Annotated in this window: 21 protein-coding genes; 12 read left to right on the top strand and 9 right to left on the bottom strand. The window is 69.8% G+C overall.

Translation table 11 applies throughout. The annotated features are described in order from the left end of the window. The first annotated feature begins 3 nt into the window (after nucleotides 1–3). Nucleotides 4–1173: a cytochrome P450 gene (locus FHS44_RS03230; protein ID WP_184712347.1), complete on the top strand. Its 1170-nt coding sequence runs from the start codon at nucleotides 4–6 to the stop codon at nucleotides 1171–1173. A 28-nt stretch (nucleotides 1174–1201) separates the two neighbouring features. On the opposite strand, the gene FHS44_RS03225 is transcribed toward FHS44_RS03230, so the two are convergent. Continuing rightward, the gene (locus FHS44_RS03225) at nucleotides 1202–1846 is read right to left on the bottom strand and encodes a response regulator (RefSeq protein WP_184712346.1); all 645 of its coding nucleotides are present in this window, start codon (nucleotides 1844–1846) and stop codon (nucleotides 1202–1204) included. Next, nucleotides 1786–2880: a sensor histidine kinase gene (locus tag FHS44_RS03220; RefSeq protein ID WP_246435225.1), complete on the bottom strand. Its 1095-nt coding sequence runs from the start codon at nucleotides 2878–2880 to the stop codon at nucleotides 1786–1788. Before FHS44_RS03220 ends, FHS44_RS03225 begins: the two co-directional genes overlap by 61 nt. A 128-nt stretch (nucleotides 2881–3008) precedes the next feature. On the opposite strand from FHS44_RS03220, the gene FHS44_RS03215 reads away from it, so the two are divergent. Beyond that, nucleotides 3009–4001, top strand: a complete 993-nt coding sequence (locus FHS44_RS03215; protein ID WP_184712344.1) for a hypothetical protein — start codon at nucleotides 3009–3011, stop codon at nucleotides 3999–4001. A gap of 78 nt (nucleotides 4002–4079) precedes the next feature. Further along, complete coding sequence (locus FHS44_RS03210; RefSeq protein WP_184712343.1) at nucleotides 4080–4724, top strand: NAD(P)-dependent oxidoreductase; 645 nt, start codon at nucleotides 4080–4082, stop codon at nucleotides 4722–4724. Nucleotides 4725–4806: 82 nt separating this feature from the next. Here the strand turns inward: FHS44_RS03210 and FHS44_RS03205 are convergent, their stop codons facing one another. The 3 genes from FHS44_RS03205 to FHS44_RS03195 form a co-directional block, all read right to left on the bottom strand. Next, nucleotides 4807–5076: a hypothetical protein gene (locus tag FHS44_RS03205; protein ID WP_184712342.1), complete on the bottom strand. Its 270-nt coding sequence runs from the start codon at nucleotides 5074–5076 to the stop codon at nucleotides 4807–4809. A 104-nt stretch (nucleotides 5077–5180) separates the two neighbouring features. Further along, entirely contained in the window at nucleotides 5181–5546 is a 366-nt protein-coding gene (locus tag FHS44_RS03200; RefSeq protein WP_184712341.1) for a winged helix-turn-helix transcriptional regulator, read from the bottom strand. 1 nt (nucleotide 5547) lies between these two features. Then, complete coding sequence (locus FHS44_RS03195) at nucleotides 5548–7134, bottom strand: ADP-ribosyltransferase domain-containing protein (protein ID WP_184712340.1); 1587 nt, start codon at nucleotides 7132–7134, stop codon at nucleotides 5548–5550. 180 nt (nucleotides 7135–7314) lie between these two features. Between FHS44_RS03195 and FHS44_RS03190 the strand changes: the two genes are divergently transcribed. The 6 genes from FHS44_RS03190 (at nucleotide 7315) to FHS44_RS03165 (ending at nucleotide 12850) form a co-directional block, all read left to right on the top strand. Continuing rightward, nucleotides 7315–7977 carry a macro domain-containing protein gene (locus FHS44_RS03190; protein ID WP_184712339.1) on the top strand — a complete coding sequence of 221 codons (663 nt, stop codon included), beginning with the start codon at nucleotides 7315–7317 and terminating at the stop codon, nucleotides 7975–7977. A gap of 51 nt (nucleotides 7978–8028) precedes the next feature. Continuing rightward, the gene (locus FHS44_RS03185) at nucleotides 8029–8892 is read left to right on the top strand and encodes a sulfotransferase family protein (protein WP_184712338.1); all 864 of its coding nucleotides are present in this window, start codon (nucleotides 8029–8031) and stop codon (nucleotides 8890–8892) included. Then, the gene (locus tag FHS44_RS03180; protein WP_184712337.1) at nucleotides 8889–10052 is read left to right on the top strand and encodes a glycosyltransferase family 4 protein; all 1164 of its coding nucleotides are present in this window, start codon (nucleotides 8889–8891) and stop codon (nucleotides 10050–10052) included. Before FHS44_RS03185 ends, FHS44_RS03180 begins: the two co-directional genes overlap by 4 nt. 89 nt (nucleotides 10053–10141) lie before the next feature. Continuing rightward, nucleotides 10142–11329, top strand: coding sequence for a cytochrome P450 (locus FHS44_RS42215; RefSeq protein ID WP_184712336.1), 1188 nt, complete (start codon nucleotides 10142–10144; stop codon nucleotides 11327–11329). Nucleotide 11330: 1 nt separating this feature from the next. Next, nucleotides 11331–11657, top strand: coding sequence for a 2Fe-2S iron-sulfur cluster-binding protein (locus FHS44_RS03170; protein ID WP_184712335.1), 327 nt, complete (start codon nucleotides 11331–11333; stop codon nucleotides 11655–11657). Further along, nucleotides 11657–12850 carry an NAD(P)/FAD-dependent oxidoreductase gene (locus FHS44_RS03165; RefSeq protein WP_184712334.1) on the top strand — a complete coding sequence of 398 codons (1194 nt, stop codon included), beginning with the start codon at nucleotides 11657–11659 and terminating at the stop codon, nucleotides 12848–12850. Before FHS44_RS03170 ends, FHS44_RS03165 begins: the two co-directional genes overlap by 1 nt. Here FHS44_RS03165 and FHS44_RS03160 read toward each other — a convergent pair. The 3 genes from FHS44_RS03160 to FHS44_RS03150 are packed head-to-tail and all read right to left on the bottom strand — an operon-like array spanning nucleotide 12847 to nucleotide 15637. After that, complete coding sequence (locus FHS44_RS03160; protein ID WP_184712333.1) at nucleotides 12847–13767, bottom strand: LysR family transcriptional regulator; 921 nt, start codon at nucleotides 13765–13767, stop codon at nucleotides 12847–12849. The two genes, FHS44_RS03165 and FHS44_RS03160, sit on opposite strands and share 4 nt — an antisense overlap. A 50-nt stretch (nucleotides 13768–13817) precedes the next feature. Further along, on the bottom strand, nucleotides 13818–14696 hold the full coding sequence (locus FHS44_RS40610) for an ABC transporter permease (RefSeq protein WP_221460303.1): 879 nt from the start codon (nucleotides 14694–14696) through the stop codon (nucleotides 13818–13820). Then, on the bottom strand, nucleotides 14693–15637 hold the full coding sequence (locus tag FHS44_RS03150) for an ABC transporter permease (RefSeq protein WP_184712332.1): 945 nt from the start codon (nucleotides 15635–15637) through the stop codon (nucleotides 14693–14695). Before FHS44_RS03150 ends, FHS44_RS40610 begins: the two co-directional genes overlap by 4 nt. Nucleotides 15638–15769: 132 nt before the next feature. Here FHS44_RS03150 and FHS44_RS03145 point away from each other — a divergent pair, with 132 nt between their 5' ends. Further along, on the top strand, nucleotides 15770–16963 hold the full coding sequence (locus FHS44_RS03145; protein WP_184712331.1) for an RNA-guided endonuclease InsQ/TnpB family protein: 1194 nt from the start codon (nucleotides 15770–15772) through the stop codon (nucleotides 16961–16963). Between the two features lie 39 nt (nucleotides 16964–17002). Here the strand turns inward: FHS44_RS03145 and FHS44_RS03140 are convergent, their stop codons facing one another. After that, nucleotides 17003–18853 carry a dipeptide ABC transporter ATP-binding protein gene (locus FHS44_RS03140; RefSeq protein WP_184712330.1) on the bottom strand — a complete coding sequence of 617 codons (1851 nt, stop codon included), beginning with the start codon at nucleotides 18851–18853 and terminating at the stop codon, nucleotides 17003–17005. Between the two features lie 347 nt (nucleotides 18854–19200). On the opposite strand from FHS44_RS03140, the gene FHS44_RS03135 reads away from it, so the two are divergent. Beyond that, nucleotides 19201–20781 carry an ABC transporter substrate-binding protein gene (locus tag FHS44_RS03135; protein ID WP_184712329.1) on the top strand — a complete coding sequence of 527 codons (1581 nt, stop codon included), beginning with the start codon at nucleotides 19201–19203 and terminating at the stop codon, nucleotides 20779–20781. After that, nucleotides 20778–21266 carry a DUF3237 domain-containing protein gene (locus tag FHS44_RS03130; RefSeq protein ID WP_184712328.1) on the top strand — a complete coding sequence of 163 codons (489 nt, stop codon included), beginning with the start codon at nucleotides 20778–20780 and terminating at the stop codon, nucleotides 21264–21266. The genes FHS44_RS03135 and FHS44_RS03130 overlap by 4 nt, the downstream gene beginning before the upstream one ends. The last annotated feature ends 28 nt before the right edge of the window (nucleotides 21267–21294 follow it).

The raw sequence follows: 21294 nt of genomic DNA, 5'->3' as shown, positions 1-21294 counted from the left end.
CGCATGACTGATGACGTTGTCACAGAGGTCCTCGACTGGTGCCGGGAGACCGCAGGGGACGGTCTCTCCGGCGACGGGGTGCGTTTCGTCGAACCGTTCGACGCCTGGGTGGTGCACGGCTACTCCGAGGTGAACCGGGTGCTCACCGACCACTCGACGTTCTCCTCCGACGAGCTGCGCTACAGCGCGCGACCCATACCGCACCGGGACAACCCGATTCTCAGCAGCCTGTCGGCGATGGACCCGCCCCGGCACCACCTGCTGCGCCGACTGGTCAGCCGAGCCTTCACGCCCCGCGCGATCCGGGCGTTACTCCCCTCGATCACCGACACCGTACGGAGACAACTGGCCGATGCGGACGGTGAACTGGACGTGATCGGCCGACTCGGCTACCCGTTGCCGGTGCGCGCCATCTCCGCGTTGCTCGGAGTCGAGGCGGACCGGCAACCGGACTTCATGCGCTGGACCGAGGCGATCACCTCCTTCGCCGGGTCGTTCGCCGAGGACCCCGGGCGTCAGGCCGCGTTCCGCACCGCACACACCGAACTGGTCGAGTACTTCCGGGAGGTGTTCGCCAAGCACCGTGCCCGCCCCCAGGGCGACGTGATCGACATTCTGCTGGCCGCCGAACCGGACGGCAGTCGGCTGTCCGATGAGGAGTTGATCGACTTCTGCACGCTGCTGCTCATCAACGGCCACGAGACGACCAAGACCCTGCTGGTCAACACGGTGCTGTGCCTGGCGGCTCATCCGGACGCACTGGCCCAGCTGCGTGCCGACCCTGGGCTGGTGCCGGATGCCGTCGAGGAGGTGCTGAGGTTCCTGCCCCCGGTGGGTGGCACCGACCGCTTCACCACCGGCCCAACCAGCATCGCCGGGCACGCCATCGAGACCGGCCAGCGAGTGATGGCCATGGTGCTCTCGGCCAACCGGGACCCTCGGGTGTTCGCCGAGCCAGAGAAGTTCCGGCCCGACCGAACGCCGAACGAGCACCTTTCCTTCGGCCATGGCGTGCACTTCTGCCTCGGCACGCACCTGGCCCGGCATGAGCTCGCGATCGCGGTCAACGCACTGCTGTACCGGTTCCCCGGTCCGTGGTCGGTGGGCCGGATCGCGACCGGGCACGCCCCGGTCGGCATCGACGTGCTCGATCTGGTCCTGGTCAGCCCGTAGCCGGGGATCGATCCCCGAGCCGGGGTGGTCAGGGGGTGGCCCGGCCGGTGGACCAGGCCCAGGCTGCGGTGGCTACGCGGTTTTTGGTGTTGGTTTTGCGTTGGATGGTGGCTATGTGGTTTTTCACGGTGCCCGGGGAGAGGAAGAGTTCGGCGGCGATCTCGGCGTTGGTTCTGCCGCTCGCGAGCAGCGTGACGATGTCGTTCTCCCGCTCGGTGAGGGCGACGTCAGGGACCGCGTGATCCGGTGTGTCGTGGGGCAGGCCGTGGTCGCGCAGCAGCCGGACGGTGAGCTGCGGGCTGATGAGCATGTCGCCGTTCGTCGCGGCCCTGACGGCCTCGACGAGCAGCGTGGGGCCGGAGCGTTTGAGGATGAACCCGGCGGCGCCGTGCCGCAGGGCCGCGTGGACGTACTCGTCGTGGCCGAAGGTCGTGACGATCACCACGTGGACGGCCGTGTCGGCGAGGGCCCTGACCACCTCGATGCCGTCGGCGCCGGGCATCCGGATGTCGGCGAGCACGACGTCCGGCTTGATCGCCCTCGCGGTGTCGATCGCGGTACGGCCGTCTGCGGCCTCGGCGACGACGGTCATGTCGGGCTGGGCGTCGAGGATCATTCGGAAGGCGCTTCTGATGCCTTCCTGGTCGTCGGCGATGAGGATGCGGATGGACACTCCGGCGATTGTGCCAGCGGCAGGCGCGCGGTCAGCGACCACCCGTCCGGTACGGCGTGCGCGAGCAGTTCGCCGCCCTGCTCCCGGACGAGTCCGGCCAGACCGGTCAGGCCCAGTCCGCTGCGCCGTCCGCTTCGCGCCCGGGTCACGCCGTCGTTGGTCATCGTGATCTCCAGCGTGCCGGACGGTCCGGTGCCGACGTCCAGATCGACCCGGCCGGCCCGGGGGGCGTGCCGCCGTACGTTGGTGAGACCTTCGACCACGATCCGGTAGGCCAGGGCCGCGACCTCCGCGGGGACCTCAGCCCGCCGGTCCAGGCGCAGATGGACCGTCGCCGGGCCCGCGGCCGAGAAGCGGTCGGCCGCGTCGCGGATGTCGTCGAGCCCCCCGGTGAAGGTGACGGGCCGGTCGTTGTGGAGCATGTCCAGGGTGCGGTCCAGCATCGACATGGCCCGCTGGCCCGCCGCCTCGACCCGTTCGAGCGCCCGCAGCGGATCGCCCACGACCCCGCCCGCCTGGGCGTGCGCCACCATCTCGCTGATGTCGTGGGCGACGAAGTCGTGCAGGTCCCTGGCCAGCCTGAGCCGCAGCGCGGTGCCGGCGTCGGCCACGGCGCGGGCCTGCCGTACGTCGAGGAAGCGCAGGTAGCCACCGACCGCGGCGGCGAGGAGCGCGCCCATCCCCCAGAACGCGCACATGCCCACCCCCTCCAGCAGCGAGACGGGGGTCAGGAAGCGCAGCGGCCAGGTGGCCGTGACCACCCCGGCCACCGGCGCGGCCAGCGCCGCCCGTCGTACCGGTGTGTACCGGACGACCAGGCCGACCAGCGCCATGAGTGCCAGGCTCTCGGCCAGTTGCAGTGACGCGGCGGTCGGGCCTGGCCGTACGCCGCCGAGGATGTGGGCCAGTGAGACGGCCAGCGAGACGGCCGCCGCCACCAGCGTCAGGGCGGACAGGCGTCCGGGCGAGGACCGCGACAACACCGCCGTCGTCACCGCGACCAGCGAGACCAGCAGCGAAACCACCGAAACCATCGAGCTCACCGCGACCACGATACGTGCGCCACGGCGTCCGGCCGCAGGTGCCGTTCGGCACCTTTCGTACGGCCGAAGGTGCCGAACGGCATCTGGGTGGCGGGGTGCCGTACGGCCAGGCTGGTCGCATGAGATCCATTGCTCCCGCCTGGCGGGGTTACACGGCCGCGCTGTGGGCGCTGGCGTACGGCGCGCTCGCATTGGCATGGGCGCTCGGCCTGCCCGGTTACCCCTGGGGCACCGGTGACCCCAGCCCGAACAGGGCGATGTCCTCCCTGGGCTGGACGACGCCCGGCTTCGGCTGGTGGATCGCCGCGTTCTGCCTGCTCACGGCCGTGATGGCGCTGGCGCTCACCCGTGGGGGCAGTCGCCGTGCGCCGTTGTTCCTGGCCTGGCCGATCGCCGCGATCCTGGTCCTGGTGGTGCCCGACTCACGGTTGATGATGGGCGTCGCGTACACCCCGCTGATGCTGGTCCTGCCGGTCTTCGGCTGGGACCTGGGCGGCAAGACCCTCGCCGACGCCTGGCCGTGGCCCGTCCTGAACCAGCTTCTCCCCCTGCTGGGCGGGCTGCTGCTGGCCTCCGCGGCGCTGGCCTACGACCGCCGCCGGACCCTGCTGCGCTGGTTCACCCCGGGGCGGGGTCGCGTGGCCGTGTACGTGAGCATCGCGGTCTCCCTGATCTACTGCGTCACCCGGTGGGCGTGGGCGCTGGGCATCCCGCTCGGGGTGACCTCGGAGTTCCTGGCCGCCAGCCCGCAGGCCCTGTGGCTGGTCGGCGCCTACCTGGCGACCTTCGGCGCGCTCGGCGGGGTGCTCACCCTCGGGCTCATCCAGCGGTGGGGGGAGATCTTCCCGAGGTGGATTCCCTTCCTGCGCGGCAGGCGGGTGCCGCCCATGCTGGCGGTCATCCCGGCCTCGTTCGTGTCGATCATCGTCGTCGTGGCCGGGCTTGCCTACATCCGGATGGCCGGCACGGGAGTCTTCCCCATGGAACTGTGGGGCACGTGGCTGCCGGAGTGCTTCTGGCCGATCTGGGGCGCCGCGCTGGGTGCCGCCACCGTCTCCTACCACCTGCGCCGCAGGGACGCCGAGAAGGACGCCTTCGTATCGTTGCGGTAACCGAGGGGGCCGGGGCTAACGTCTGGACGCGCGTTCAGCAGACCAGCGTTCAGCGAGACCAGACGAAGGGGATGTGCGATGAGCAGGATCGTCGTGTTCGGGGCCGGGGGCAACGCGGGCAGGAGGGTGGTCGCCGAGGCGGTGTCCCGTGGGCACGCGGTGACCGCGGTGGTCCGGGATCCCGGCGGGCACGAGGGGCTACGGGGTGACGGTGTCACGCTCGTCGCGGGGGACGTGACCCGGGCGCAGAGCGTGGCGGCCGTCGCGGCAGGGCACGACGCCGTGGTCTCCACGGTGTACCGGGCGGACGTGCCCGCCGACGAGTTCTACACGGCGGCGGCCGAGGCGCTGGTCGCGGGTCTCACGAAGGCGGGGGTGGAGCGGCTGGTCACGGTCGGGATCGGCACCGCCCTTGAGGTGGCGCCCGGGGTGGCCGTGCACGACGCGCCGGACTTCCCCGAGGAGTATCGGCGCTTCTCGGTCGGGCACGCCTCGGAGATCGCGGTCCTCAGCGGGAGCGAGCTGGACTGGGTGGTGGTGACCCCGCCCCCTGTCGTTCTCGACGCCGAGGCCGAGCGGACGGGGACCTACCGGACCGGGGGCGTCGCCGTACTGTCCGCTGAGGAGGGAGCCGGGGCGTTCTCCTACGCCGACCTCGCGGTCGCGCTCGTGGACGAGGCGACCGGGAGGCGGCACACCCGCGCGGTGGTGGCGGTGGCCTGACCACCGGCCCACTCCGAAGCCGGTCTGTGTCGTCATGACGACACAGACCGGCTTCGGGATGACAGCCATCCCGACGGTGTGACTAGCAGCTCAGGCGGCCGTCATTGTTCTGGAGGTAGCCGTCGACCTGGCCGACGCCGTGACCGGCGGCCCAGCCACCGGCGTTCCAGTAGTAGTCCAGGTAGAACCCTCCGCCCGTGGGGATCAGGTAGCGGGCCGATCCTCCGGGGGCCGAGTAGACCCACGTGTCCTTGGTGACGTGGCAGAAAATCTGCGCGTTCGCCGGCGTGACTCCGACCAGGGTTGCCGCGACGGCGGTCGCGAGGGTGAGGGCGATTGTTGCACTGCGCAAGGTGAGAGCCTCCGGGCTTGCAAGGGAGCCTGGCCAGGGCTTTTCTTTAGGAAACTTTCCTATTTGGAACATACCTGAACGATCACGCGCGTCAAGGTGTCCTCTCAGACGGCGGTGTCGTAGGACTCGCGGGCCGCCACCAGGTCCGGCAGGTGTTCCTCGGCCCAGCGGCACCAGACCCGCATCGGCCCGAGCAGGGACCGCCCCAGGTCGGTCAGTTCGTACTCGACCCTGGGCGGTACCCCGGGATAGGCGGTCCTGGTGACGAGACCGTCGCGTTCCATCGCCCGCAGCGACTCCGCGAGGACCTTCGGGGTGATCTCCCGCAGCGGGATCCGCAGCTCGGAGAACCGGCGCCGCCCCGGTTCCAGGCAGACCATGATCCTGAACGCCCACTTGTTGTGCGTCCTCATCGGCAGGACGACGTTCCCGCAGGCCGAGAACATCTCCGGGTCGAGCTGTTCGCTCATGTCACGCCACCAGGCCCTGTTCGTCCAGTTCTGTCAGTTGTACGGTGCACAGCCCGCCGCGTTCAGTCTTCACGTTGGTCACCTTGAGCTGGGTGCCGGGGGTCAGGATGAACTCCTCCTCGCCGGTGAACGCGGAGAAGGCCCGGATGCCCACGGCCCGCACGGGGTGCACCTCGAAGAGCGTCCGCTTGCCCCGGCGCCCGAGGAACGCCCTGGCGACGTCCGGCTCGGAGGTGCAGGAGGACACACCCCACCAGGTGACCGTACGGCCCAGCGGATACTGGGCCCGCAGGTCGAGTGAGACGCCGCGCCACAGGGGTTCCCTGCGGGTGGGCAGGTTGGAGACGGCCTCGAACAGCAGGCGCAGGTACGGCAGGTAGGGGACGATCCGGTCGCGGTCGGGGTTGCGCAGGGTTGCGTTGATCTGCCGGTAGAAGGACGACTCGCAGGTGTAGAGGTACAGCGCGGCGGTCTCCTCGGCGGACAGGGTGCCCGCCTTCTCGACGCCGAACAGGTGTGCCCGTTTCACGTACCGGTCGAGGCCGGACAGCAGCTCGGCGACGGGCTCGACGGCCTTGAGGAAGTCCATGAGCGGGGTGTCGAAGACGCCGGTGATCGCGGGCAGGACCAGGCCCTCGTCCTTGACGCTGGCGAGCCGCTCCAGGTAGAGCTGGTGGAGCTCCATCGTCGAGGCGATGAACTCCCCCATCCTGCTGGCGGTGTCGTCGCCGCTTGCCGCGTTCCACCCCTTGCTGGGCAGCCAGTCGATCTCGTCGGTGCCGAGGGCCCTGAGCGCGTTGTTCACGGCGCCGAAGTGGTCGCCGTCGCAGAAGATGTCGCCCTGGGCCGCCGGGTTGGGGTGGTCGATGTGCCAGACCGTGACGTCGGGATACTTCTCCTGGACGCCCTGGACGATCTCCTTCAGGTTGCGGGCGTGCGCTCCCCACCAGGCGAACACGATGCCACGGTCCTGCTCGTCCTCGGCGTCCTGCTTGGCCTTGAAGATCTCCTCGACGATCGCCTTGATGATGGGCCGCCAGAACCAGGTGTGCTCGGAGGTGCTCATCGCTCCGTCGCCGCTGGCGGTCAGGGCGGCGTTGAGCAGCAGCACGCCCTGGGTCAGCATCGCCTGGAACCACTCCGGCGGCTGGACGGTCTCGTGCTCCTTGAGCAGCGCGCGGATGTCGGCGATCGGGGTCTTCTTGGGGATACCGTGCTTCCACATGGCCGCCGCCTTGATGATGCAGCGGATGCTCACGACCCTGCCGAACTGGCTGTCGCTCCAGTCGTGGAAGGTGTTGTCGAACATGGCGATGCCGGTGGCGCTCTCGGCCCTGGGGTAGGGGTTCTGGCCGAAGACGACGACCTTCCACCTGTGCGGCGGGTTCGGCTTGAGGGCCTGGAAGGTCAGTTCCCGCACGGGCACGATCTGCTGGTCGCGGTTGGGGCCGATGAACAGGTCGGGCCTGGCCTGCCGCTCGATGACCGGCTTCAGGACCGGCAGCCAGTCCTCGCCCCCGGCGAAGAGCTCGGCGAGGGCCAGCGGGTCGTTCGGGTCCTGCGAGGGCGGGGGCGTGCTGTCACTCATCGTGAGCTCCTGGTCGGCGGGCGTACGGATATCGGATCGACGATTGGGGGGAATTGTGCCGTCTGGAGCCCCGGGATGCGATCTCCAGATCGGACGCCTACCAGCATGATCCGAAATGTCGGTCGCGCAGGATATTTTCGGATATGTCGGAACCAACCTCCCCGCACCTGGAGCACATCCATGACCGTCGAACACGTGAAGTCACCGCTCAGGGTGGTGCTGACGGACGTCAACACCGAGGTGGTGCAGTCGTGGCTGGCGGCCTTCGCCGACACCCCGGGGATCGACGTCAACCGGGGGTCGATCCTCGACCAGAACGTCGACGCCTGGGTCACCCCGACCAACTCCAAGGGCCGGATGGACGGCGGCGTCGACGCGGTCATCAAGCGGCACCTCGGGGCGGGCATCCAGCTCAAGGTCCAGCGGGCGATCCGCGAGAGCTTCGGCGGGTCGCTCCCGGTCGGCGCCGCCGTGTGCGTGCCCTCCGGGGCGGTCACCCCGAAGTTCCTGATCTCGACGCCGACGATGACGCGGACGTCGCAGGACGTGAGTGAGACGCTGAACGTCGCCCTGGCGTGCGCCGCCGCCTTCCAGGCCGTCCACATGCAGAACGAGAAGGAGCCGGGCAGCATCACCTCGGTCGCGCTGGTCGGCATGGGCGCGGCGACGGGCCGGGTCCCCGCCCGGGTGTGCGCCAACCTCATGTGGACCGGCTACACCCTCTTCAACGACCACTCCTTCCAGGACTACGACGACCTGCGCAAAACGGTCGTCGAGCAACTCGGCGGCATCGACGAACGCTCCGAGGAACGGGTACGGATCGTTCCCCCCAAGCGCCGCTAGGCCGGGCCGTACACAGAGAAATGCCAGGAAGGCTGGGTAACCTGCCTCGCCATGAACTGGCAGCGCACGGTCAACAACGCCCTGGTCAGGGTCACCGGATTCCAGCTCAACCGACCGGAGAAGGCGGAGAAAGCACCCGAGCAGGAGAAGGAGCGGGAGCCGATACGGCCTCCCGCCGACCCGGTGACCGACCGGCTGCTGACCGCGCCGATCTTCATCCTGTCCCCCGTCAGGTCGGGCTCGACGCTGCTGCGGGCGCTGCTCAACGCCCACTCGATGCTGCACGCCCCGCACGAACTGCACGTGCGCAGGCTGACCGTGGACTTCGGCACCCCGCTGTCGAGAAAGGCGATGGAGGCCCTCGGCCACAACCGGGCGGACCTGGAACATCTGCTGTGGGACCGGGTCCTGCACCGGGAGCTGGTCCGCAGCGGCAAGTCCTTCGTCGTCGACAAGACCCCCGCGAACGCCTTCGCCTACGAGCGCATCACCACCTGCTGGCCGGACGCCCGTTTCGTCTTCCTGCTGCGTCACCCGGCCTCCATCGCGAGGTCGTGGCACGAGGCCAGCCCGGAGCGCCGTACCCGGCAGGAGGCCGCGCTCGACGCCCTGCGCTACATGAAGGCCGTGCAGCGGGCGCGGCGGGCGCTCGACGGCCTGACCGTGCGCTACGAGGACCTGACGGAGAACCCGAAGCGGGAGACCCGGCGCCTGTGCGACTTCCTGGGAGTTCCCTGGGAGACCGGGATGCTCGACTACGGGGAGCAGGCCGTACTCCAGAAGGGGCTCGGCGACTGGAAGGACAAGATCCGCTCGGGGAGCGTGCAGCGGGGCCGTGACCTCCCGGCCCCCGAGGAGGTCCCCGAGGTCCTGCGCCCGATGGCCGTCACCTGGGACTATCTGGCGGCCCCGTGAGGGTCCGCTACCTGCTGCTGCACGCCTACGGGATGGGCGGCACGATCCGCACCGTGATCAACCAGGCCAACGCGATGGCGGAGGCTGGGCACGAGGTGGAGATCATCAGTGTCGTACGGCGCCGCGACGCCGCCCGCTTCCCCATCGACCCCCGGGTGACGCTCACCGCCCTGGTCGACCAACGTGACGGGATATATCCGGACTCGCTGGGCCGCAGGGCCTGGCGAAGACTCCGGGGGAAAGTCGTGCCGTCCGGCGAGTTCGCGGCGGCCTACTTCACGGAACGGGTCGAAAGGGCCGTCATCGACTACGTCTCCTCCCTGCGGGACGGCGTCCTGGTGACCACCCGGCCCGCGCTGAACCTCATCTCCGCCCGCCGTACCCCGAGAAGCGTGGTCCGGGTCGCGCAGGAGCACATCAACCTGGCCACCCACCCGGAGGCCGTCCGGCGGGAGATCGCCCGCCACTACGGCAGGCTGGACGCGGTCGTGACGCTCACCGGGACCGACCGCAAGGACTACCAGGCGCTGCTGCCGGACACCCCGGTCGTGCGCATCCCCAACGCGATCCACCCCCTCGACCGGGCCCCGTCCCGGCAGGAGGAGCGGCTGGTCGTCGCCGCCGGACGGCTCGTCCCGCAGAAGGGCTTCGACCTGCTCGTCCCCGCCTTCGCCCAGGTCGTACGGCACCGCCCCGACTGGCGGCTGCGCCTGTACGGCACCGGCCCGCGCAAGGCCGCGTTGCGGGAGCTCGTCAACAAGCACAGGATCGGCGACAACGTCACCCTGATGGGACGCAGCGACCACCTTGACCGGGAGCTGGCCCGAGCGTCGGTCTACGTGCTCAGCTCCCGGTTCGAGGGGCTGCCGATGGTGATGATCGAGGCCATGGCGCACGCCCTGCCGGTCGTGGCCTTCGACTGCCCGACCGGCCCGCGTGACGTCCTCACCCCCGAGATCGACGGGCTGCTCGTGCCGCCGGGGGACGTGGACGCCCTGGCCGGGGGGCTGCTGCGGCTGATCGGCGACCGGGAGCTGCGGCTGCGGATGGGGGCCGCCGCCGTGCGGACCGCTCGGGACTACTCCCCCGAGGTCGTGACGCCGATGTGGGAGCGGCTGTTCGCCGAACTCCTGGGGACCTCCGGTTTCCCTGCCCAGTAGGAAAACATGCTCTGATATATGCGGTTTATACGAAGATGTAAGGCTGTCAGAATCTCCAAAACAGAGAGGACACAAAAGGGAGTTCTGACGTGCCGAATACCGCGAAGGCCCCGGTCGCGGACTGGTTCACCCTGGACCAGCTCCATGACGACCCCTATCCGATATACGCGCGGCTGAGGCGTGAGGCGCCGATCGCCTGGGTTCCCGCGACGGGCGGCTACTTCCTGACCAGTTACCAGGCGTGCCGCGACGTCAACCTCGACCAGCGGATATTCACGGCGACCAGGGACTACACCCGTCGGTACTCGATGGGCGCGAGCATGCTCCACAAGGACGACCCCGAGCACGCCGTGGAAAGAAAGGCGTTCGGCGGCGTTCTCAAACCGAACGCGATAAACCGCGACTGGAACAGGATATTCGCGGAGAACGCGCGGAGATATCTCGGCGAACTCCGTGAGGCGGGCCCCGGCGCCGACCTGGTGGAGCATTTCTCCGGCCCTTTCGCCGCCGAATGTCTGCGGGAGATGCTCGGTTTCCAGAACGCCGCCCACGAGGACGTGCACCGGTGGTCCCAGACCATCATGGACGGCAACAGCAACAGCGATGACGACGAGGCCGTCTGGGAACGCTACCGGCGCAGCGGCGAGGAGATCGACGCGGCGCTCGACGAGATGATCCCGCGGCTGCGCTCGAACCCGGACGGTTCGCTCATCTCCGCCCTGGTCAACGGCCCCGAGCCGATGAGCCTGGAGTCCGTGAGGGCGAACGTCAAGATGACCGTCGGCGGCGGGGTCAAGGAGCCGCGCGACACGCTGGTGATCGCGATGTGGGGGCTGCTCAGCCACCCCGACCAGCTCGACCAGGTCAGGAACGACCCCGGCGCCGCCACCCTGGCCTTCGACGAGGCCGTCAGGTGGGTCTCCCCCATCGGCATGTATCCGAGGAAGGCCACCCGGCCGACCACGCTCGCCGGGATCGACCTGCCCGAAGGAGCGAACCTCGGCGTCGTGATCGCCTCGGCCAACCGTGACGAGACGGTCTTCGCCAACGGCGAGGAGTTCGACCTCAACCGCGAGCGCAAACCCCACCTGGCCTTCGCCAACGGCGCCCACATCTGCGCCGGTCAGCACGCCGCCAAGGCGATGATCGGCCGGGTCGCGCTGCCCACGCTGCTCGCCGGGCTCCCCGGCCTGCGGCCCGCCCAGGACACCGAGCCGCGCAGCGGCGGCTGGATCTTCCGCCGCATCCACGAGCTGCGCCTCACCTGGGACGCGTGAGATGGCCAGGATCGTCTACCGGTACGGCGACGGCACCACCCGGGCCGTCGAACGCGCCACCCCCGCCTCCGTCATGCGCGCCGCCGTCGAGGCCGGGATCCCCGGCATCGTCGGGGAGTGCGGCGGCCAGACCATGTGCGCGACCTGCCACGTCTACGTCGCCGACGGCTACCTCGACCGGCTGCCGGACATCGGCGACGACGAGGAGGAGATGCTGGGCTGTACGGCCTCGCCCCGCGACGAGGTCCGCAGCCGCCTGAGCTGCCAGATCGTCGTCGGCTCCGGCCTCGACGAGATCGAGGTCGAGGTCCCGGAGACCCAGATCTGATGCGCGTCGTCATCGTCGGCGCCGGGGCGGCGGGCGTCCAGCTCGCCGACTCCCTGCGCGCGGGCGGCCACCAGGGACCCGTCGTCCTCCTCGGCGCGGAGACGGCGCTGCCGTACCAGCGTCCACCGCTGTCGAAGGACTACCTGCTCGGGCGGGAGGACGCGCCGCCCCCACTGCGTGGGGAGACGTTCTACGCCGACCACGGCGTCGAGCTGCGCCGGGGCCGTACGGTCACCGGGATCGACCTCGGCCACCGCCACGCCGTACTGCACGACGGCGAACGCGTGCCGTACGACAACCTGGTGCTGGCCACGGGCGCCAGGAACAGGACCCTGGACATTCCGGGCGCCGGGTTGAGCGGGGTTGTCGCGCTGCGCACGCTCGCGGACGCGGACCTGCTCAGGGGACACCTGGCGAAGGCGGGCCGGGTCGTGGTGCTCGGCGCCGGGTTCGTCGGCCTTGAGATCGCGGCCGCCGCACGCCTGCTGGGGGTCGAGACCGTCGTGTTCGAGGCCGCCGACAGGCCGATGGCGCGGGTCGCCAGCCCGCCGGTCTCGGAGTTCGTCACCCGCGCCCACGCCGGGACCGGCGTCGAGCTGCGCTGCGGCACCTCGGTCGTGGAGATCGTCGGTTCCTCCGGCGCCGTCGCCGCTGTACGGACCGACCGGGGCGAGCTGCTGGAGACCGACCTGGTGGTCGTGGGGGTCGGCGCGACCCCGAGGGACGAGCTGGCGCGCCGTACCGGACTGCCGGTGGAGAACGGCGTCCGCGTCGATGAGCGCTTCCGCGCCGGGGCGCCGGGAGTCTGGGCGATCGGCGACTGCGCGAGCTTCCCCGACCTCCACACCGGGCGTAGGACACGTCTCGAATCCGTACAGAACGCCTCCGCCCAGGCCAGGACCCTGGCGCGGACCCTGCTCGGCGACGACACCCGCCACGACGAGGTCCCGTGGTTCTGGAGCAACCAGGGCCAGGTCAGGCTGCAGATCGCCGGGGTACGGCAGGCCGGGGACAGGGCGCTTCCGCTGGGAGACCCGGCGGGCGGGGCGTTCTCGGTGCTGTCGTTCCGGCAGGAGAGGCTGGTCGCCGTCGAGTCGGTGAACCGGCCAAGAGACCACGTGTGGGCCCGCAGGGCACTGGCCGGGGGGACGTCCCCACGGCTCGAAGAAGTCGCGGTAGAGCTCGGTCTCTAGCGGGGCGGCTCGGGGGGCATGCCCCCGACGCCCCAGTCCAGGGTGGTCGCGTACTCGACGAGCTCCCTGACCCGGCGGGCGAGCCGTACCCGGGAAGGCCAGATCATGACCACCCGCACCGGCCTGGCCGAGGGCGACAGCTCCTTGACCACGACGGGCAGCCCCTCGTGGCTGCGGTCGTTGTGCGAACGCTGCACCGAGACCGCGTAGCCCATCCCCCGCCCGACCAGGGCCCGGGTCAGCTCGAAGCTGGTGGTCGTGTGCCCCCGCGAGACCGTGAGCCCCCGGTCGTGGAAGACCGACAGCGTGTGCTCCTGGCTCACCGGCGTGCTCGGCAGGATGAGCGGCTCCCCGGCCAGGTCGGCGAGATCGACGGTCGGCGCCGAGGCCAGCGGGTGGTCCTCCGACAGCAGGACGTAGGGGTGGGCCTCGTAGAGGACGACCCGGTCGAGCCCCGCGGGCAGCCCCCACTCGTAGGCGATGCCCACGTCGAGCGCCCCGGTGTGCAGGCTGCCCTGCAGCACGTCCTGGTCACACTCGACGAAGTCGAGCCGTACCAGGGGATGCAGGTCACCGAAGCCCTGCAGCAGCCGGGGCAGCACGATCGACGCCAGCGGCGGGTAGCACCCGAGCATGACCGGCCCGGCCAGCTCGGTGCTCGAACACGTCACGCTCAGCTCGGCCGCGTCCCGCAGGATCAGCTTGGCCTGTTCCAGGGCGCGCACCCCGCTGGCCGTCAGCGTCACCCCGCGCGCCTTGCGGCGGACGAAGAGCTGGGTGTTGAGGGTGCGTTCCAGCTCGGTCAGGGCGGCCGAGAGCGCGGACTGGGACACGTGCAGCTTGTCGGCGGCGTGGAAGATGCTGCCCGCCTCGGCGGCGGCCACGAAGTAGCTCAGTTGTCGCAGCGTGAAGTTCATCCGTCCCCCACCGGCCGACCCTTGGGAACCCGCATCGTATGCGATCCAGGTCAGCCACTGGCCAGGGGTGATCGGGCCCGCAGCCGCTGCAGCGCGTTGAGCGAGCGCGTCCTGGGGTCCACGACGGCACGCAGGCTCGACCCGAGGAGGTTGAGGAAGAACACGCACGCCAGCAGTGCCACCCCGGGGAAGATCACCAGCCAGGGCGCGACGGTCAGGTAGTCGCGGCCGTCCGAGATCATGTTCCCCCAGGTCGGGGTGGGCGGCGCGATCCCCAGGCCGAGGAAGCTCAGCGCGCCGTCCACCAGCATGCTCATCGCCGAGACGATCACCAGTTGCACGACCGCCAGCGGCAGCACGTTGGGGCAGACGTGTCTGAGCAGGATCTTCCACGACGGCACCCCGGCCGCCCGCGCCGCGTCGATGTAGGCCCGGCCGCTCACGCTCAGCGCCCGGCTGCGGATGACCCGGGCGACGAACGGCGTGAACACGATCGTCAGCGCCAGCAGCTCGGTGGACATGCTCGGGCCGAGCGCCACGGCAAGCGACATGGCCAGCACGATCCCCGGGAAGGCCATGCCCGCGTCCACCAGGCGCATGAGCACGGCGTCAGCCGTACGGAAGAACCCGCTGACCATGCCGACCAGCAGGCCGAGCGTCCCCGCGCACAGGGTGATGAGCGCGGCCAGGCCGAGTGAGTAGCGTCCCCCGGTGACCAGGCGGCTCAGCACGTCGCGCCCGTAGGAGTCGGTGCCGAGCGGGTGCGCCCAGCTCGGCGGCATCAGCCTGCTCTCCGGGTAGATCGCCCTGGTCGAGGGCAGGACGAGCGGCAGCAGCGCGACCGCCACGACCATCGCCGCCAGAACGACGATCGCCGTGGTCAGCGCCGGGTTGCGCCGTACGGAAGTGATGAGCGTGTGTGGTCTCACGAGACGCGAACCTTCGGGTCGATCAGGGCGTAGGAGAGGTCGACGAGCAGGTTGACGACGACGAACAACAGCGTCACGAACAGGGTCACGCCCTGCACCAGCGGATAGTCCCTGGTCGAGATCGCCTGCAGGGCCAGGGAGCCGAGACCGGGGATGACGAACACGGTCTCCACGATCACGACGCCGCCGACGAGGGTGGCGAAGTGGCCGCCCATGACGGTCAGGATCGGCATCAGCGCGTTGGGCAGCGCGTGGCCGAGGGCGACCCTGGTCTCGCTCAGCCCCTTGGAGCGGGCGGTGCGCAGGTAGAGCTGCGACATCTCGTTGGTGACGCTCTCCCGCAGGAAGATCAGATAGACCGCGACGTCCCCGACGACCAGCACGACGACCGGCAGCACGAGGGAGGGAACCGCCGTGAACGGGTCGGTCAGCAGGTCCGCGTACCCGCTCGGCGGGAACCACCCCAGCACCATCGCGAAGACCAGGATGACGATGAGCGCGACCCAGAACTGCGGCAGCGCCATCCCGAGCGAGGCCACCTGCGTCACCGACCTGGCCGCCAGGCTCCTTGGCCGTACGGTGCCCCACAGCGTGATCATCAGCGCGACGGTGAAGCTGATCACCGTGCTGAACACCGCGAGCGTGAGCGTCGGGACGACGTGCCCCAGGATCACCGGAAGGACCGGCTCCGAGAAGCTGATCGAGGTCCCGAGGTCCCCGGAGATCACCCGGCCGAGCCAGGCGGCGTACTGCTCGTACCACGACCCCGACAGTCCAAGGCTGTCACGCAGTACGGCGAGCTGTTCCGGGGTGGCGGTGTCCCCCAGGATCGAGACGGCCGGGTCGCCGGGCACGAGCCTGATCACGACGAACATGACGGTTCCGACCACCCACAGCACGATGACGAGGTCACGTGCGCGCCGGAGCAGGAGTTGTGGCATCGTTCTCTTCCTCCCGGATCACCAAGCGCCTACGGCGTGGATGCCCCGTGCTTCAGGGCGGGGAGGAAACGCGGCACGGTCGAGCACTTCGGTCTCCTGGTTGTGTCGGTGGTGGTCGGTAGGTTCGAGGGCGTGTCCCGTTACCGTCTTCAGCCCACGCCCGCTCAGGAGCGGGCGCTGTTGGAGCATTGCGGGCACGCCCGATACGTGTGGAATCTGGCGGTGGAGCAGCATGCCCACTGGAAGCCGGGGCGGGCGTCCGCGCCGGGTTTCGCCGAGCAGTGCCGCCAGTTGACCCAGGCACGGGCCGAGCACGCGTGGCTGCGCGGCGGGTCGGTCATCGTGCAGCAGCAGGCGTTGAAGGACTTCGCGCAGGCGATGGCGAACTTCTTCGGCAGAACTCACCGCCGGCCGACGTGGCGCAGGCGCGGGCGGGGTGAAGGGTTTCGGATCGTCGCCGTCACGGCGGGCGATGTGCGCCGCCTGTCGCGCACCGTGGGCGAGGTGAGGGTTGCGAAGGTCGGTTGGGTGCGGTTTCGCTGGTCGCGTGCCGTCCCGCAGGGTGTGAAGTCCTACCGGATCACCCGCGACCGGGCGGGCCGCTGGCATGTGGCGTTCGCCGTGATCCCGGAGCCGATCCCCGCGCCCGGCACCGGTGAGGTCGTCGGCGTGGACCGGGGCGTCGCGGTAAGCGCCGCCCTGTCCACGGGTGAGCTGTTGAACGCGCCCACGCTTCGCCCGACGGAGAAGGCCCGGCTTCGGCGTCTCCAGCGGAAACTGGCCCGGGCGAAACGCGGCTCGAACCGGCGCGGCAAGGTCAAGGCCGCGATCGCGAGGCTGAAGGCCCGCGAGACGGACCGCCGCAGGGACTGGGTGGAGAAGATCTCCACCGGCCTGGCTCGGCGCTTCGACGTGATCGCCGTCGAGAACCTGAAGATCTCCAACATGACCCGATCCGCCAGGGGCACGGTTGAGGCGCCCGGCGGGAACGTCCGTCAGAAGGCGGGCCTGAACCGGGGCATCCTGGCGGCCGGGTGGGGCCGGCTTGTGGAACGCCTGGAGCACAAGGCCCCCGGGCGGGTCGTGAAGGTCAACCCCGCGTACACGAGTCAGCGGTGCTCGGCGTGCGGGATCGTGGAGCGGACGTCGCGTGAGAGCCAAGCCGACTTCCGGTGCCGGTCCTGCGGATACGCCGGCAACGCCGATGTGAACGCGGCCAGGAACATTCGCCACGCGGCAGGGCATGCCGTGTCCGCACGGGGAGGCCCGCCGTTGGGTGGGTCTGCGAACCGTGAACCTCAACGCGATCTCCTCCTCGTGGAGTAGTTGCCGTTGGAATCCCCCGCCTTCAGGCAGGGGAGGATGTCAATCCGGCATCGTGAGCTTGGGGTTGGCCTGGAGCAGCCGCCGGGTGTACGGGTGCGCGTTCGGAGAGACGATGGCGTCCGGGTGGCCGACCTCCACGAGTTCACCCTGGTACATCACGCCGATGCGGTCGGCGACCGAGAGCACCAGGCTCAGGTTGTGGGTGATGAAGACGAAGCCGAGCCGTCGTTCCCGCTTCAGGTCGAGCAGCAGGTTCATCACCTGCCCCTGGACCGAGACGTCGAGGGCCGAGGTCGGCTCGTCGGCGACGATCAGCTCGGGCTCCGGGGCGATGGCGCGGGCGATGGCCACCCGCTGACGCTGCCCGCCGGAGAGCTGGCCGGGCAGCCTGCGCGCGGTCGAGGCGGGCAGCCCCACCTCGTCGAGCAGTTCGAGCACCCGCGCGTCGAGGGCGTCCCCGCGCAGCGGCGTCAGTTCCCGCAGCGGCTCCTTGATGATGGCCGCGACGGTGTGACGCGGGTCGAGCGAGCTCTGCGGGTCCTGGAAGACGATCTGCACCCGGCGCCGGAAGTCCTTCTTCGGCCCCCGGATGCCGGAGCCGGTGAGCACGATGTCCTCGCCGACGTCGATCTCCCCCGTGGTGGGCCGTTCGAGCCCGGCGATCATGCGCCCGAGGGTCGTCTTGCCCGACCCCGACTCCCCGACGAGGCCGAAGAACTCCCCGGGGGCGACGGCCAGCGACACATTCTTGACCGCGTGCACCTGCCGTACCCGCGTTCCGAAGGTCCTGCCGACCTCCCTGACCCGCAGCACGGGCGCCTCGTCCCGCGCGGGGATCCGGGCGGGGCTTTCGGCGGGTTTCCTTGGAGCGGTGAGCGGTTCGGTCACCGGGTGCCAGCAGGCGACCCGGGAGGTCCCGGCCGGGATGAGGTCCGGCTCCTGCGCGGTGCACCGGGTGGTCGCGCACGGACAGCGGGGGGCGTAGCGGCAGCCGGGCAGTTGCTCGGCCGGACTCGGCACGGCGCCGGGGATGGACGGCAGGCCACCGGTCCTGCGCACCCCGACCTGCGGCACGCAGTCGAGCAGCGCCCGGGTGTAGGGGTGCCTGGGCATGGTGAGCACCTCGGTCGCGGGACCCGCCTCGACGAGGCGCCCGCCGTACATGACGGCGATGCGGTCGGCCATCTCGGCGGCGACGGCCATGTCGTGGGTGATGAAGACGCACGCCATGCGGTGCTCCCGCTGGACCCTGCGGAACAGGTCGAGGATGTCCGCCTGGGTGGTGACGTCGAGCGCGGTCGTCGGCTCGTCGGCGAGCAGCAGGTCGGGGTCCGACATGAGCGCCATGGCGATCATCACGCGCTGCTGCATGCCGCCGGAGAGCTGGTGGGGGTAGAGCGCCATGACGCGCTCGGTGTCGGTCAGGCCGACCTCGGTGAGCAGGTCGCGGGCTTTGCGCTCGGCCCTGTCGATCGCGCCGGGGGTGCGCGCCCGCCGCCCGCGCAGGCCACGGGCCCGGTGGTCGGCCTCGACGAGCTGTCTGCCGACGCGCCGCGACGGGTTGAGGGACTCCAGGGCCTCCTGGAAGATCATGCCGATCCTGCGGCCCCGGTACCGCCGCATCTCCTCGTCGGGCAGGGCGACCAAGTCGGTGCCGTCGATGTCGATCCGCCCACGGGTCCGTACCGGGGCGGTGAACTCCAGCAGCCGCATGATCGACAGGGCCGTCACGGTCTTGCCGCTGCCCGACTCGCCGACGACGCAGAGCGTCTGCGCGCGGTCGAGCGTCAGCGAGAGGTGGTGGACCAGTTCGAGGTCCGCCGTGTCGGTGCCGAGGGTGACCGACAGGCCCCGCACGTCGAGGAGGGGTGGTTCGGGGGCGTTGGGCATGGCGTTCCTACGCTGCACGGGTGGGCTGGCATCGGGGCGTTCGTCACCCTTCTCACCGAGCAGGCGGTTTGACGGGTAGGACGACTCTGGCAGTCAGATTTCCCCCGGTAAACCAGGAAAAAGTGGACCTCTTCCTCGACTGAGTAGGGGAAGTCCCAGGCGCGCGATCGCCTTCCTCGGCTGGGTCGAGGATTCTGTGCTGTTTTTCTCGGTTTATTGCGCGGAACCGATATGCGACATTGCAGGGAATCTCGGCTGCCGCGACTCCCCCTGGGAACGCCGCCCATTCCCTCTCATCCGTTCCCGGGAGCTCGTCCCCAAGCTTGTTCCCAGGAGAAGGAGACCCCGTGAGAACAGCCCCCCGGTCCCGCCTCTCGATCCCGATCCTGGTGGCGGCCTGCCTGCTCGCCCTGACCGCCTGTGCCGGTCGTTCCGGTACGGCAGCCAGCCCGACCGGCGACCAGGGACCCGTCAGGGGCGGCAACCTCAACGTCGCCGTCCCCAACGACCCCGGCTCGCTCGACTTCGTCGCCAAGCCCAACCTGCTGGCCGCCCACATGGGCGACATGATCTTCGAGAAACTGTTCGAGGTGGACAGGAACTACGAGGCGCGGCCCATGCTCGTGGACACCTACGAGCGCGCCCAGGATGGCCTGTCCTACACCCTGGTCCTCAGGAAGGACGTCACCTTCCACGACGGCACCCCGCTGACCTCGAAGGACGTCGTCGCCAGCATGAAGCGCTGGTTCACCGGCAACGCCACGGGCAAACTCGTCGCCACCCAGGTCAAGGACGTCACGGCCACTGACGACCACACCGTACGGTTCCAGCTCTCCAAGCCGCGCTACGGCCTGATCAAGGAGCTCACCACCTCCTCCGCGGCCATCTACCAGGCCAAGGCCCTTGAGGGAACCGACGCCAACGGCCTGAAGACCGAGCAGCTCATCGGCACCGGGCCGTACCGCCTCAAGTCCTGGGACGTGGGCCAGAAGATCGTCTTCGAGCGGTACGACAAGTACGCCTCGCGGAGCGAGGAAGACTGGGGCGGCCAGGCCGGAGCCAAGCACGCCTACCTCGACACCGTGACCTACCTCGTCGTCTCCGACGAGGACGCCCTGGTCAACGGCCTGAAGGCGGGCCGCTGGGACTACGCCATGCCCTCCAACGAGAAGTACGACCTGCTCAAGGCCGACCCCTCGCTGACCGTGGCCACCTGGAGCTCGGGCAACGTCAACTTCGTGCTGCCCAACACCAACCCCGCCTCGGTCTTCGGCGACGTCCGCGCCCGCCAGGGCCTCAACCTCATCCTGGACAAGCCGGAGCTGAACGCCGTCGGCGGCGGCAGCAAGGACATCACCACCCTGACCGGCTCCTACGCCATGCCCGCCAACAAGGGCATGCTCTCCACCGCGGGCACCGACCGCTTCCAGGCCCACGACCCCGCCGAAGGCAAGAAGCTCCTCGACCAGGCAGGACTCAAGCCGGGCCAGGTCCTGAGGATCGTGACGACCAAGGCCTACCCGCAGCTCTCCCAGTGGGCCGTCGTCATCCAGCAGGAACTCCAGGAGGCGGGCGTCGAGTCGAAGATCGAGACTTACGACTTCACCGCCATGCTGGCCACCACCAAGTCCCGCCCCGCCGACTGGGACATCTCGCTCATGATGTACAACGGCAGCATGACGACCCCCGCGCAGTTCGCGCTGATGCAGGGGTTCGACGAGGAGGGGCAGTCGAAGATCGCCGCCTATGACCAGGCGAAGGACGACGCCGAGGCGCGGGCGGCCGTGGACGGCCTGCAGACCTACATCTGGGACAAACTCCCCGGCATCGCCATCAGCCAGTCGAAGTTCTACGCCGCCTACACCTCGAAGCTCCACGGCTACGACAACTTCTACCGCATCTTCTGGAACGCCTGGATAGCACGATGAACCCACCCGAGCTCGAACACGTCATGACCGTCACCCTGACCATGGTCCCCGGCAGCCTCCGCAGGATCGAGGGCCTTCCCGGCGGTGGGGACCGCTGGTCGATCAACGTCGCGGGAGGTGTCTTCGAGGGACCCGGCATGCGTGGCAAGGTGCTGCCCGGCGGCATCGAGAACCCGCACCTGCGGCCCGACGGATCCCTGATGATCAACGCCAGATGGCTCCTCGAAGAGGAGGACGGCACGGTCATCTACGTCCGCAACCGGGGCATCAGACGGGCCTACGACCCGGCCAAGATGACCGCCTGGATGACGAGGTCGGAACCGGTAACCGCCGACGACTTCTACTTCAGGGTGGTGCCGACCTTCGAGACGGCCTCCCCGAGGTTCCACTGGCTCACCGAGAACATCTTCGTCGGCCGCCTTGAGGACCCACCCGCCGCCCAGGAGAACCAGGGCCCGACCATGAGCTACTTCCTCGTCCACTGACTCCTTGAGGCCGTGGCTTCCGTGTCTC

Source organism: Streptosporangium saharense (genome assembly GCF_014203715.1).
In the GTDB taxonomy this organism is placed as follows: domain Bacteria; phylum Actinomycetota; class Actinomycetes; order Streptosporangiales; family Streptosporangiaceae; genus Streptosporangium; species Streptosporangium saharense.
Note: the sequence above shows the minus strand (reverse complement) of the source record. Positions and strands in the feature narration are given on the sequence as shown.